12 protein-coding genes and 1 tRNA gene are annotated in these 13,511 nt (G+C 67.2%); 2 read left to right on the top strand and 11 right to left on the bottom strand.

Annotation, left to right across the window (positions count from 1 at the left end):
- Positions 1-82 precede the first annotated feature (82 nt).
- Positions 83-170: transfer RNA gene (locus CQ042_RS16130), tRNA-Ser, on the top strand.
- Positions 171-410: 240 nt separating this feature from the next.
- Here the strand turns inward: CQ042_RS16130 and CQ042_RS16125 are convergent.
- The 8 genes from CQ042_RS16125 to CQ042_RS16090 form a co-directional block, all read right to left on the bottom strand.
- On the bottom strand, positions 411-1,013 hold the full coding sequence (locus CQ042_RS16125) for a GNAT family N-acetyltransferase (RefSeq protein WP_105671473.1): 603 nt from the start codon (positions 1,011-1,013) through the stop codon (positions 411-413).
- Positions 1,014-1,042: 29 nt separating this feature from the next.
- Positions 1,043-1,672, bottom strand: coding sequence for a phosphatase PAP2 family protein (locus CQ042_RS16120; RefSeq protein ID WP_258132282.1), 630 nt, complete (start codon positions 1,670-1,672; stop codon positions 1,043-1,045).
- Positions 1,673-1,703: 31 nt separating this feature from the next.
- Positions 1,704-3,107, bottom strand: a complete 1,404-nt coding sequence (locus CQ042_RS16115) for a multidrug effflux MFS transporter (protein ID WP_181157600.1) — start codon at positions 3,105-3,107, stop codon at positions 1,704-1,706.
- Positions 3,108-3,266: 159 nt separating this feature from the next.
- Positions 3,267-4,421, bottom strand: a complete 1,155-nt coding sequence (locus CQ042_RS16110; RefSeq protein ID WP_105671471.1) for a cystathionine gamma-synthase — start codon at positions 4,419-4,421, stop codon at positions 3,267-3,269.
- Positions 4,422-4,497: 76 nt separating this feature from the next.
- Positions 4,498-5,874 carry a cystathionine beta-synthase gene (locus tag CQ042_RS16105; RefSeq protein ID WP_105671470.1) on the bottom strand — a complete coding sequence of 459 codons (1,377 nt, stop codon included), beginning with the start codon at positions 5,872-5,874 and terminating at the stop codon, positions 4,498-4,500.
- A 96-nt stretch (positions 5,875-5,970) separates the two neighbouring features.
- Complete coding sequence (locus tag CQ042_RS16100) at positions 5,971-6,930, bottom strand: carbohydrate ABC transporter permease (RefSeq protein ID WP_105671469.1); 960 nt, start codon at positions 6,928-6,930, stop codon at positions 5,971-5,973.
- On the bottom strand, positions 6,927-8,066 hold the full coding sequence (locus CQ042_RS16095; RefSeq protein ID WP_105671468.1) for a carbohydrate ABC transporter permease: 1,140 nt from the start codon (positions 8,064-8,066) through the stop codon (positions 6,927-6,929). The genes CQ042_RS16100 and CQ042_RS16095 overlap by 4 nt, the downstream gene beginning before the upstream one ends.
- 101 nt (positions 8,067-8,167) lie before the next feature.
- Positions 8,168-9,484 carry an ABC transporter substrate-binding protein gene (locus tag CQ042_RS16090; RefSeq protein ID WP_105671467.1) on the bottom strand — a complete coding sequence of 439 codons (1,317 nt, stop codon included), beginning with the start codon at positions 9,482-9,484 and terminating at the stop codon, positions 8,168-8,170.
- A gap of 288 nt (positions 9,485-9,772) precedes the next feature.
- On the opposite strand from CQ042_RS16090, the gene CQ042_RS16085 reads away from it, so the two are divergent.
- Positions 9,773-10,777 carry a LacI family DNA-binding transcriptional regulator gene (locus tag CQ042_RS16085; RefSeq protein WP_105671466.1) on the top strand — a complete coding sequence of 335 codons (1,005 nt, stop codon included), beginning with the start codon at positions 9,773-9,775 and terminating at the stop codon, positions 10,775-10,777.
- A 220-nt stretch (positions 10,778-10,997) separates the two neighbouring features.
- Here CQ042_RS16085 and rplL read toward each other — a convergent pair whose 3' ends face one another.
- The 3 genes from rplL to CQ042_RS16070 all read right to left on the bottom strand — a co-directional run bounded on the left by rplL (position 10,998) and on the right by CQ042_RS16070 (position 13,273).
- Positions 10,998-11,381: a 50S ribosomal protein L7/L12 gene (gene rplL / locus CQ042_RS16080; RefSeq protein WP_017829128.1), complete on the bottom strand. Its 384-nt coding sequence runs from the start codon at positions 11,379-11,381 to the stop codon at positions 10,998-11,000.
- A gap of 48 nt (positions 11,382-11,429) precedes the next feature.
- The gene (rplJ, locus tag CQ042_RS16075) at positions 11,430-11,918 is read right to left on the bottom strand and encodes a 50S ribosomal protein L10 (RefSeq protein ID WP_017829129.1); all 489 of its coding nucleotides are present in this window, start codon (positions 11,916-11,918) and stop codon (positions 11,430-11,432) included.
- Positions 11,919-12,298: 380 nt separating this feature from the next.
- Positions 12,299-13,273 (bottom strand): hypothetical protein, encoded by a 975-nt coding sequence (locus CQ042_RS16070; RefSeq protein WP_105671465.1) that lies wholly within the window; start codon positions 13,271-13,273, stop codon positions 12,299-12,301.
- Between the last annotated feature and the right edge of the window lie 238 nt (positions 13,274-13,511).

Here is a 13,511-nt window from a genome sequence, read left to right as displayed (position 1 = left end):
ACACATGCCTTGCATGCCCACCTCTCACAGCCCCTGTCACGTCGCACCCGGTCGATCGGATAGGATGGACAGGTTGTTCCTTGGTGACGTGTCCGAGCGGCCGAAGGAGCACGCTTGGAAAGCGTGTGTTGTGCAAGCAACCGCGGGTTCGAATCCCGCCGTCACCGCCAAACACGAGAAGAGCCTCCGCACCAGCGGAGGCTCTTCTCGTGTTGTCGGGCACGGGATCCGGGAGGAGCGAGCGCAGCGATCACTGGAATCCCGCCGCCACCGCCAGATCGGGAGCACTCCCCACGAACCGGCATCCAGCGTCTGCCAGATGATGTCGGCGACGCACAGACCGGATTCCGCGGCGAGCACGCGACGAGGAGCATCCACACCGATCGCCGTATCGGGCGGCGAGGACGACGTCAGCCGTCGAAGCGCACGCCGTAGATCTGTCCACCGGGAGCGGCGGGGAGGCGCGTCATGCCGAGTCGCTCGTAGAAGGCGGCGGCCCCCGCGTTGTCCGGGTCGATGCCCAGGTGCAGTCCGCGCACACCGCGGCCGGTCAGCTCGGCGAACAGCGTCCCCATGAGCTGACGCCCGAGCCCCTGCCCCTGGGTCTCCGCCAGCAGGTCGATGTGCAGATGTGCGGGGTGGCCGACCGTGTTCGGCTCGATCCCGGGCGCGCGGCTGTAGCCGTAGTCGATCATCCGGTCCTCCCGGCTGATGACCTCGGACGGCCGCGGATACCGCCCCTCGAGCGTCGGCCACCACTCATCGCGGAACCACGTGTAGAAGGCGTCGGTGTCATCGGTCGCGACGATGTAGCCGATCGTGCGCTCGTCGTCGCTCTCCACGACCCACGCCAGATCCGGATGCCGCTCGGCGTAGGGCACCGCGAACAGATCGCCCCACAGCGAGTCGTCGGAGAGGATGCCCGTCGCATCCGCTCCGGCATCCGCCGTCTTCACGCAGATGTCGTACAGCGCGGCACGGTCGGTGGGGCGGTACGGGCGGATGCGAGACACGACGACTCCTCGGGAGGGAACAGGTCTTGTCAGCCTATCGGCGCGTCAGCCGCGGACGTCGTCCGCTGCACCCACGGGAGCAGCCAGGCCGCGAGCACCAGGACCACACCGGCGCCGACGAGTGCTCCCCCGAGCGTATCGCTCGCCCAGTGCACCGAGAGGAACGTCCGCGAGAGCGCCATCGCGAGCACCCACGCGGCGCCGACGATCGCGACCCACACCCGCGGGAAGAGCACCCAGAGCACGAGGGCGATCGTCGCCGCGTTCGCGGTGTGCCCGGAGGGGAAGGAGCCGTAGTCGCTCACCACCAGCATGTCGTCCGGCCGTGCGCGACCGAAGAGCTGCTTGAGCACCTGGACAGCGCCCGCGCTGGCGGCGAAGCAGAGTGCGGCGAACACCGCACCACGCCACCGGCGCGCGATCACGAGCGCGAGGATCGCCAGCAGCGGCACTCCGAGGATGGCCACCCACCCGCCGCCGATCCAGTTCAGCACGAGGGCGAAGTCGACCATCCAGTCGGCGCGAGCGCCGGCGATCGTCTCATTCCACCAGTGGTCGAACCCGGGCGTCTCCGGGGAGGCGAACACCACCACGGCACCGAGCGCCGTCGCGAGCGCGAGGAGGCCCACCCCCCACCACAGCAGCATCCGCCTGTTCATCGTCCCATTCTGGCGGATCGGTCCTGAACGATCAGGGAGTGAGCATCCCGACCGTGCGCGGGCGCACCACGAACCACAGCGACAGGATGCCGATCGCAGCGCAGCCGACCATGACGGACGCCATGGTCGTCGCCGTGATGCCGGCGTCATGGGAGAGCCAGCCGACGACCGGCGAGATGAGTCCGGCGACGCCGAAGTTCGTCGCGCCGATGATGGATGCCGCGGTTCCGGCGGCCTTGCCGTGGCGGTCGAGCGCCAGCACCTGCACGTTGGGGAAGGTGAACCCGCACGCCGTCATGAAGACGAACAGGGGGATGACCGTGCCCCACAGCCCGAGTCCGAGCTGGTCGGTGACGATGATCGCCACTCCGGCGAGCAGCAGGACCGCAGTCGAGTAGGCCATGACCCACTGCGGCCCGAAGCGCGCGGCGAGCCGGGATGCGGTCTGCACGCCGACGACGACGCCGAGCGAGTTCACCGCGAACAGCAGGCCGTACTGCTGGGCGTCCAGTCCGTGCGTCACCTGGAACAGGAAGGGCGACGCCGAGAGGTAGGAGAACAGCCCGGAGAACGTCATGCCGCCGATCACGAGCACGCCGAGGAACACGCGGTCCGACAGCACCGACCGGTAGCGCTGCAGCATGGTGGCTCCGCCGCGGTCCTGTCGTCGGGCGACAGGCAGCGTCTCCGGGATGAACAGGACCGTCGACAGCAGCATCACCACGCCGTAGGCCGCGAGGACACCGAAGATCCCGCGCCAGGGCATGAGCGTCAGCAGCCAGGAGCCGATCAGGGGCGCGATCACCGGAGCCACACCCGACACCAGCGCGAGCCGCGAGAGCATCACGACCAGCCGACGTCCGCCGAACAGGTCGCGCACGATGGCCATGGCCACGACGCCACCGGCTGCGGCCCCGACACCCATGAGGACACGAGCCACGCTGAGCAGCGCGAGATCCGGCGCGAAGGCCGCGCCGACGCTGGCGAGCACGTGCAGCGCCGTGACCACGATCAGCGGCACCCGACGACCGACTTTGTCACTGAGCGGTCCGACCACGAGCTGGCCGAGCGCGAAGCCGATCATCGTGCCCGTGAGGGTCAACTGGATCGCGGCGGCGGTGGTCTGGAAGTCTTGTTCCAGCACCGGGAAGGCCGGGAGGTACAGGTCGATCGTGAACGGGCCGAGGGCCGTGAGCGCACCGAGCAGGATGATGTAGAGCGTCCGGCGGCCGAGGGAGATGGCGTCTCCCGGGTGCAGCATGATCGGCGCGGTCGCCGGGTTCGCGCCGAGGGTGCGGATCGCCCCGGTCGCGGTGGAGGTGCGGATGCTGCCGGTCGCGGTGCGTTCGGGCTGCGGCGCGGCGGCGTCGTCGTCGATGGGACGATCTTCCGGCGGCGCGACGGGGATGGAGTCAGTGCGGGGAGCGTCGGACACGACGTCCTTCCAGAGTTCGGGGAGATGCGCGGTCGAATCGATTCGGCCGGGGGAAGAGGCCATGCTACCGCCGACCTGCCCTCGTCCGTCCCGCCGTGCGACCGGAAACGCACCCCCGGAGCAGACCGGAGGTGCGTGTCGGATCCCGCGTCGTGGAGGTCAGCCCGCGATGCGGTCGAGTCCCTGTTCGAGGTCGGCGATCAGGTCGCTCACGTCCTCGATGCCGACCGAGAGGCGCACGATGTTCTCCGGCACGGCGAGCTCCGTGCCGCGCACCGACGCATGCGTCATGTCCGGCGGGTATCCGATGAGCGACTCGACTCCGCCCAGCGACTCGGCGAGCTGGAACAGCGAGGTGCTCTCGACGAAGGCCCGTGCCGCATCGGCGCCCGCAGCGAGGCCGAAGGACAGCATCCCTCCGAAGCCGCTCATCTGCTTCGCGGCGATCTCGTGTCCGGGGTGCGAGGGGAGCCCGGGGAAGAACACCTGCGCGAATTCGGGGCGCGCGGAGGCCCACTCGGCGATGGCCTGCGCGTTCTCGGAGTGCTGACGCATCCGCAGGGCGAGGGTCTTGATGCCGCGGGTGGTCAACCACGCGTCGAGGGGCGCGGAGACCGCGCCGACCGCGAACTGCTGGAACTTGATCTGGTCGAAGAAGCGGTCGTCTGCGAACACGACCGCGCCGCCGAGCACATCCGAGTGCCCGCCCAGGTACTTGGTCGTGGAGTGCACGACCAAGTCGGCCCCGAGCGCGAGCGGCTGCTGCAGCGCGGGCGAGGCGAAGGTGTTGTCCACGACCACGACCGCACCGGCCGCGTGCGCGATCTCGGTGATCAGCGCGATGTCGACGATCTTCAGCAGCGGATTGCTCGGCGTCTCCAACCACACGATCTTCGTCTCCGGACGGATCGCCGCACGGAGCACGTCGGCGTCGGAGAGTTCGACGGTCGTCGTTTCGATGCCCCACGGCGCCAGCACCTTGGTGAGCAGCCGGTACGTGCCGCCATAGACGTCGTTGCCGAGCAGCACGTGGTCCCCGGGCTTGAGGATGCCGCGCAGCAGCGCGTCCTCCGCCGCGAGCCCCGACGCGAACGAGAGCGCGCCCGCTCCCCCTTCGAGGGCCGCGATCTGCGTCTCGAGCGAGGAACGCGTCGGGTTGCCGGCACGGTTGTACTCGTATCCGGCACGCAGGCCGCCGACACTGTCCTGCACGTGCGTCGACGACTGGTAGATCGGCGGGATGATCGCCCCCGTGACCGGGTCGGGCGCTTGCCCTGCGTGGATGGCTCGGGTGGCGAAAGCGTGATCGGACATGCCTCTCAGCCTACGTCCGCCACTCACGCAGCGGCCCTCCCGTTACGCCCGGGGTCCGGTTTCCCGAGGGCACTCCTCAGTGCGACAGGTACGCCAGGAGATCCTGACGGGTCAGCACCGTGTGCGGTTTGCCGTCCTCCGTGACCAGCAGCGCATCGGCCTCGGCGAGCGCCGCCTTGGCCTGGGCGACGGAGGTGTGGATGCCGACGAGCGGAAGCCTCTCCCCCACGTGCGCGCCCACGGCATCGGTCGCATTCGCCTCGCCGCGGAACAACAGGTCGAGCAAGCCCTTCTCATCGACCGTGCCGACGACCTCGCCCATCATGACGGGCGGCTCGGCGCTGAGCACGACCAGTTGCGAGACGTCGTACTCGGTCATCATGCCGATCGCCTCCAGCACGGTGTCGGTCGGGTGAGCGTGCACGAGGTCGGGGATTCCCGCCCCCTGTCGGGACGGACGGGCCGCGAGCACGTCAGCGACGGTCTCGCCGTCGTCCACTTCGCTGAAGCCGTACGAGCGCATCCATCCGTCGTTGAAGATCTTGCCGAGGTACCCGCGACCGCCGTCGGGAAGCAGCACGACCATCACGGCATCCGCCGGCAGGTCCCGAGCCACCCGCAGTGCGCCGACGACGGCCATGCCACTCGATCCGCCCACGAGGATGCCCTCCTCACGAGCGAGTCGTCGGGTCATCGCGAAAGATTCGGCGTCGCCGACCGCCACGATCTCGTGCGGCACCGTCGGGTCGTATGCACCGGGCCAGATGTCTTCCCCCACGCCCTCGACGAGGTACGGGCGCCCGGTGCCCCCGCTGTAGACGCTGCCCTCGGGATCGACGCCGACGATGCGTACGCGGCCAGCGGAGATCTCGCGCAGATACCGCCCCGTGCCCGTGATCGTTCCGCCCGTGCCGACACCGGCCACGAAGTGGGTGACCTCGCCGTCGGTGTCGCGCCAGATCTCGGGGCCCGTCGTCTCGTAGTGGCTGCGCGGACCGTTCGGGTTCTCGTACTGGTTCGGCTTGAACGCCCCGGGGATATCACGGGCCAGTCGATCGCTCACGCTGTAGTACGACTCCGGGCTGTCGGGCGCGACCGACGTCGGGGTCACGACGACCTCGGCGCCGTAGGCGCGCAGCACGTCGATCTTGTCCTCGCCGACCTTGTCAGGCAGCACGAATACGCAGGTGTAGCCGCGCTGCTGGGCGACCAGCGCCAGGCCCACTCCGGTGTTACCACTGGTGGGTTCGACGATCGTGCCACCCGGCTTCAGGTCGCCCGAGGCCTCGGCGGCGTCGATGATCCGTGCGGCGATGCGGTCCTTCGACGAACCACCGGGGTTCAGGTACTCGAGCTTCACGAGCACCGTGCACGCGACGCCCTCGGTGACGTGCTGGAGCTTCACGAGGGGCGTGTCGCCGACGAGGTCGACGATCGAGTCTGCGTACTTCATGACTTCAGGGTAGACGCGCGGATGCCGCGACCGGGGCTGTGTTGCACCCGACCGCGGCATCCGTCCTCTCGAAAGGCCCCCGGTGTCTCTCGAAGCTCAGCCCTTCGTCGATCCGGCCAGCAGTCCGCGCACGAAGTAGCGCTGCAGGGCGAAGAACACGATCAGCGGCACGATGATCGAGACGAACGCGCCCGCGGTCAGCAGGTACCAGCCTTCGCCACGGCCGGTGATCTCGGCGAGCACCTTCGTGATCGGCGAGGCAGCACCGTCGGCGAACACCAGCGCCACGAGCAGGTCGTTCCAGACCCACAGGAACTGGAAGATCGCGACGGACGCGATCGCCGGCATCGTCAGAGGCAGCACCACGCGGAAGAAGATCTGTCCGCGGGATGCTCCGTCGACGCGAGCAGCCTCGATGATCTCTCCCGGGATCTCCGACATGAAGTTGTGCAGGAGGTAGATCGCCAGCGGCAGCGCGAACATCGTGTGCGCGATCCACACCTGGGCATAGCCGCCCGCGACATCGAGTCCCAGCGTCACCTGGACGCCGAACAGGTTGATCCCTCGTGAGAACGACGACAGCAGCGGGACCAGCGCCATCTGGATCGGAACGATCTGCAGCGCGAACACGAAGATGAACAGCGCGTTGCGCCCCTTGAACTCGATCCACGAGAACGCATACGCCGCCATCGCCGCGATCATCAGGGGGATGATCGTGGCCGGAATCGTGATCACGATCGAGTTGAAGAACGACTCCAGGATCGTCAGCTGGGTGGTGCCGGACTGCAGCACGGCTGCATAGTTGTCCAACGTCAGCTGGGGATCGGTGAAGACCGTCCACCAACCGGTCGTCTCGATCGCGTCCCTCTCCCGGAACGACGAGATGAATAGCCCGAGTGTCGGGATGGTCCATACGACGGCGATGACGATGGAGGCGACGGACGCCCACGGCCGACTGAGCCGCTTGCGCGCTCGTCCCGCCGAGGCCTCGAACCGTCCCGCGGTGGTGATCGCGCGAGTGCTTTCCCCGGTGTCTGACTTCACGGTGTCGGTCATCGGATCTCCCGCTGCTTCTTGATCTGGCGTGCGTTGTAGATGACGATCGGCAGCACCAGGATGAACAGGATGACCGAGAGCGCGGCACTGCGTCCGGCCTCGAACTTCGAGAACTGCGTGTACATCTCGTTCGCCAGCACGGACGTTCCGTAGTTTCCACCCGTCATGGTGCGGACGATGTCGAAGACCTTCAGCGAAGCGATCGAGATCGTCGTCAGCACGACGATGAGGGCCGGACGGATCGCCGGGATCGTCACCGACTTGAAGCGCTCCCAGGCATTCGCTCCGTCGAGCTCGGCGGCTTCGAGAAGCTCGGCCGGGACGCCCTTGATCGATGCCGAAAGCACGACCATCGCGAACCCGGTCTGCACCCAGATCAGCACGACGATGAGAGCGAAGTTGTTCCACGGCTCGTTCAACAGGAACTGCTGCGGCTCTCCCCCGAACCAGACGAGAATCTGGTTGAGCAGACCGATCTGCTCGAACTCGGGGCCGCGATAGGCGTACACGAACCGCCAGATGATGCTTGCGCCCACGAACGAGATCGCCATCGGCATGAAGACCAGCAGCTTGTAGATCTTCTCGCCGCGGGTCCGATCGATGAACACGGCGTAGGCCAGACCGATGATCGTCGAGAGCGTCGGGACGAGCAGCACCCAGACGATCGTGTTGATCACCGCCGTGACGCCGTCCGACTGGGTGAAGATCCAGAGGTAGTTCGCAAGGCCGACGAACTCGCGTCCCGTCGAGTTCCAGAATGACGAGTACACGGTCTGGATCGACGGGAGGATGAGGCCCGCCAGGAGCAGTAGCATCGCCGGGGCCATGAAGGCGACCAGTTGGATGAGATAGCCTGCGCCGTCGCGCGACCGATAGTCCAGGAAGAAGAACAGCGCGCCGACCACGACGGCGACTCCCATCGCCCAGTAGTACGAGTTGAAGAACCACATCACTGCGAGCGGGATGAGCAGGCACATCGCAAGGCGGATGCCGGTGTACAGGGCGCCCTTCCGGGGCGCGATATCGACGAGAAACAGGATCACCGCCACGACCACCGCGAATGCGATGACCACGGCGACGGCCTGGAGGATCGGCGGAAGTGACCCGATCCAGGTGAAGAACACAGTCGCGTTCATGGAATCCCCTTCATGATGCGGAGCTGATCAGCGATCGGCGCGCCGATGCGCCGACCGGGTGCGAGAAGGAGGGCCGCCCACCGGGGCGGCCCTCCTTCTGATCAGCTCGAAGGCCAGCCGGTCTGGATCTGCGTCAGCACATCATCGGTGGAGGTCCCGTTGATCCATGCGACCATGCCCTTCCAGAAGGTGCCGGAGCCGACAGCGCCGGGCATCTGGTCGGAGCCGTCGAAGCGGAACGTCACCGAGTCGTCCTGGAGCAGCTTGATCGACTCCTGCAGGATCGGGTCTTCGACCACGTCGAGGTCGACGCCCTTGTTCGCCGACGTCACGCCACCGAGAGCGAGGCGGCTGTTCGCCCACTCGGGGCTGGACAGGTACTCGAGCACCTTCTGCGTCGCCTCGGAGTCGCTGAACGCACCGACGATCTCGCCACCACCGGTGATGAGAGTCTCATCCGGGGTCTTGCTCGGCAGCAGGAATGCCCACACGTCACCGTCTTCAGCGACGTTCGTGTCGTCGGGGAAGAATCCCGAGAGGAACGACGCCTGGTGCGTCAGCGCGCACTCACCGCTGGCCACCTGAGGCGCCACATCACCGAACGCGGTGGAGTTGATCGAGCGCACGTCGCCGAAGCCGGCGTTGACGTACTCCGGGTTCAGAAGCAGCTCGCCGGTCGCATCGAACGCCGCCTTGATCTGCGGGTCGGTGAACGGGATCTCGTTCTTGACCCACTGGTCGTAGACGTCGGGACCCGCGTTGCGAAGCACGAGGTCCTCGATCCAGTCGGTCCCGGGCCACCCGGTCGCGACGCCGGACTCGAAGCCCGCACACCACGGAGCCGCACCGCTCTTCTCCTTGATGGTCTGGGTCAGCGTCAGCAGCTCGTCCCAACTGGTCGGCTCCTCGACACCCCACTCGTCGAACTTCGTCGGCGAGTACCAGACCCAGCCCTTCACGCTCGCCATCAGCGGCGCACCGTAGAACGTACCGTCGTACGTGCCGAAGTCGACCCATCCCTGGGTCCAGTACTCCTCGGCATTCTTCTTGACCGCTTCCGGAGCCGGCTTCAGCAGATCACGCGACGCATAGTCGGCGAACAGACCCGGCTGCGGGAAGATCGCGATGTCCGGGGGATTGCCACCCTGTGCACGGGTGCCGAGTTGCGTCTCGAAGTCCTGGCTGCCCTCGTACTTGATCTCGATGTCGTTCTCCTTCTCGAAATCCGCCCAGGACTCCGCGAGGAGGTCAGCTTCTCCCTCGACGATCGTGCCGTAGATCGTGACGGTGTTCTCATCGCCACCGCCACCGCCGCCTTCCGGTGCGCCGCCAGGGGCCCCGCATCCGGCGAGCGCGATACCCGCGACCCCCAGCAGGGCGATCGGCGCATAACGCCGGGAACGCTGTGACAGAGCCATGTGAATTCTCCTCTTCGAGTACAGGTTCCCGCCTCGTGCGACGCCACCCCGGGGCATCGTTAGGGAACCGATTCCAGGCCAACCTACTGGCCATCGGTATCCCCGCACAACACGTTAGGGTCACAAGCTCGCAACCTTTCCCGCTCGCCGTGCACCCCAGGTGGGAGCGCTCTCTCGCTCTCGACCTGGAACCGGTTCCTTTTTTCTGCGGCAACGACTACGCTGTGACCCGGCGCGCACCCCCCGCGCCGGGTCCACGCAGCCGCGTGATCAGGTCGAGGAGGACCGATGAGCACGATCGCGGACGTCGCGTCACGTGCCGGTGTATCGAAGGCCACAGCGAGCCGGGCACTGAGTGGACGTGGATACGTGTCGGAGGCGACCCGGCAGCGCGTCGCGGATGCCGCACGTGATCTCTCGTACGTCGCGCACTCGTCGGCGACGAGTCTGGCGACCGGACGGACCCAGACCGTCGGCGTCGTGATGCCCCCTGTGGACCGCTGGTTCTTCGCAGAGCTGCTCGCCGGCGTGCAGGAATCCCTGTTCGCGCTCGACTACGACCTGTCGCTGTACGGCGTCCCCGAGGGGTCGCAGACCAGAGAACGGCTGTTCGAGAACGTCCTCCCCGGGCGACGTTTCGACGGGATCATCGCGGTGGGCATCCAGCCGAGCGCGCAAGAGCTCGAACGATTGCAGCGCACAGGCCGCCCACTCGTGAGCGTGGGACCCTACAGCGAGGGCTCGAGCTCGGTGTCGATCGACGACACGGCAGCCGCACGCATCGCCACCGAGCACCTGATCGAGCTCGGGCACAGGGAGATCGCCTTCGTCGGCGGGGCGACGGATGCCACACAGCTGAGCTTCGGCGATGCCCGCCGCCTCGACGGGTATCACGGCGCGCTGAGGGCCGCTGGCCTCGCCGCGCATGCCCGTGTCGCCGGCGCCACCCCGACGATGCCCGGCGGCTATGCGGCTGCGGCGGGCATGCTCGGCGACCGACGGCGCCGGCCGACGGCCATCGTGGGTGTCTGCGACGAAGCCGCCATCGGTGCGATCATCGCGGCTCGACGCCTGGGCATCGCCGTGCCGACCGAACTCAGCGTCGTGGGCATCGACGACCACGAGCATGCCGACATGTTCGCCCTGACGACGATCGGGCAGTCGCCCCGCGAGCAGGGGCACGAAGCGGTGCGCCTTCTGACGCAGCGGATGGAACAACCCGACGCTGCGCTCGAACACGTCGCCGCGACATCCGCCCTCGTGGTGCGCAGCTCGACGGCCGCACCACGCTGACCATGCAGCATGCCGGAATGCTCAGCGACGAGGAACAGCCGGCAGATTTCCTGGAACACGGCGCCTGGAACAGGAGGTCTGGAACGGGAGGCCTGGAGCCCGACGCCTGGAACACGACGCCTGGAAAAGGCCGGGAACGGGCTGCCTGGAACGTGCCGGGAACGAACGAAGGCCCCGGGCGAACCCGGGGCCTTCGTCGTGAAACGCGTGAGCGTCGCGATTACTTGAGGGTAACCGTTGCGCCTGCCTCTTCGAGAGCAGCCTTGGCCTTCTCGGCGGTCTCCTTGTTGGCGCCCTCAAGGACGGCCTTCGGGGCACCGTCGACGACAGCCTTGGCCTCGCCGAGACCCAGCGAGGTGAGCTCGCGGACGGTCTTGATGACCTGGATCTTCTTGTCGCCAGCAGCCTCGAGGATGACGTCGAAGGAGTCCTTCTCTTCCTCAGCCTCAGCAGCGCCTGCGCCACCCGCAGCACCGGCGACGGCGACGGGAGCAGCAGCGGTGACCTCGAACTTCTCCTCGAACGCCTTCACGAACTCGTTGAGCTCGATGAGGGTCAGGCCGGCGAACTGCTCGAGCAGTTCCTCGGTGGAAAGCTTCGCCATGATGTATCTCCTAGATAGATGGGGTTTGTAGACGAGATCGCAGGTCGCTTACGCGGCCTCTGCGGTCTCCAGCTTTTCGCGAAGAGCATCGATGGTGGCGGCAGCCTTGCCCATCGTCGCCTTCATCATGCCCGCAGCCTTCGCCAGCAGAACCTCACGGCTCTCCAGCGCGGCGTACTTGTTGACCTCGTCCGCGGTGAGGGCGTTGCCCTCGAAGATGCCGGACTTGATCACGAGAAGCGGGTTGGCCTTGGCGAAGTCACGCAGAGCCTTGGCGGTGGCGACGAAGTCACCGTGCACGAACGCGACAGCCGACGGCCCCTTGAGGTCGTCGTCCAGCGCGGAGATGCCAGCCTTGTTGGCGGCGATCTTGGTCAGCGTGTTCTTCACCACGGCGTACTCAGCGTCCTGACGGATGCTGTTGCGCAGCTCCTTGAGCTGGGCAACCGTCAGACCGCGGTACTCGGTCAGCAGAACGGCAGTCGAGTTCTCGAATGACTTCGTGAGCTCGGCGACCGATGCATCCTTCTGCGCCATGGTCACTCCTTGGTGTGTACGAGGCGCCGCACGGTGGTGGGGCGCCGACCTGGACCACCTGCAAAGAGAAAAGCTCCGGCGCAAGCGCACGGAGCTTTGGAAAGTTCGTGTCCTGCGCGGGCCCCTGCTGTGCAGAGCTTCGATCCTGCGTGCTTGCGCACGCCTGATGACCAGCGGTCTTCGGTTCGAGGTAACTCTACCTCACCCACACCCGTCCCCCAAATCCTTCGCCCCTCCTCTCCCGCTCCCCTCCTCTCCCCTTCCCCTCCCCCTCCGACGAGTGCACGGGATCTCGACGAGTGCACGGGTTCCAGGCGCGAAGTTGCCGTGCACTCGGCGAGATCCCGTGCACCGGACGCGCGATCGGGGAGCGGGAAGGGTCAGGGAGGGGTGATGTGGAAGGACGCGAGGCGGGTGGCCAAGGTTGCGGGGGTTGCGATGTGCTCGGACCCCCACCGCGCGAAGCCCCATTGAGTTCGACCCCGGATCCAGTCCTCCCGCTGCTTCTCCGCCAACAGCACCTGCTCGAGTGTGCGCTCGGAGCGCAGCGCCTCATCGACGTATTTCGTCTTTCCGTCGAACTCGCCGAAGCTGCGGACATCCGCGAGCCCGAAGTCGACGAAATACTGCCTGCCGTCCGGCCCGTCGACCGGCACCTGCAGCTCGGGGTCTGCAAAGCCGAGTCTGCGCAACTGCAGTCGGCTCACGCTCTCGCCGGGAAGCTGCGCGCGCCCATCGGCGAACTCCGCCACCCACCGCGCCTGCCGGATTCCCCGGGCGCCTCCGGCCTCGCTCAGCCTCTCACCGAGTCCACGACGCCACGCGACGACAGCATCCAGATCCCACTCCCACTGCCGATCCGCCATCTGCCGTTCCGCCGCATCAGTCGCCGCGACGGCGGCGGGCACCGGCAGCGTACGGATGAGATCGAACACCGTTCGCGACAACGACGTGCAGCGGATGCCTCCGCGCACCGTGACATCAGAGCTCGGAAGAGGAGCGACATGACGGAACACATCGGGTGCACTCGAGATGCGCCTCGGCGTCGCCGTGGTCATGTGCACGCGGGCGAGCCGCATCGCGTAGAGCGGCAGCCCCCAGAGCACGGCGGCGGAGGCATGGGACATGACAGCCGGACCCCGTGCATCGCGCGCCACCGCGATGACATGCGCGTGGTGCCTCTGCTCCGGCCACAGTTTCTCCCGATCAGCCGAAGCAATGAACCATCCGCGACGGAAGGCGAAGAGCGCCCCCTCCCGCACCGCAGCGGTGATCCTCCGGTCCGTCCACCCGTGCTGGAGGAGGTCTGTCCGCGACCGGACGAGCTGGGCGAGGGCGGGCGAGGCGTGCGGCATGCCCCATGGTTCCTCTCCCCACTCCTCGATCCCCTTCTTTCCCGTCCTCCCTCCGTTTCCCTCCGTCCTTCCGCGAATGTGCAGGAGCAGTGGCACGCTCGTCGTGTGCACGGGATGTCGCCGAGTGGACGGCGTGCTCGCGTGCAGGCCCCGTGCACTCGACGAGGTCCCGTGCACACGACGAGCGTGCCACTGCTCCTGCACATTCGCGGAAGGACGGAGGGAAACGGAGGGAGGA

Source organism: Microbacterium sp. MYb62, assembly GCF_002979475.1.
GTDB lineage: Bacteria > Actinomycetota > Actinomycetes > Actinomycetales > Microbacteriaceae > Microbacterium.
The sequence above is the reverse complement of the archived record's forward strand: the minus strand, read 5'-3'. Positions and strand labels throughout refer to the sequence as shown.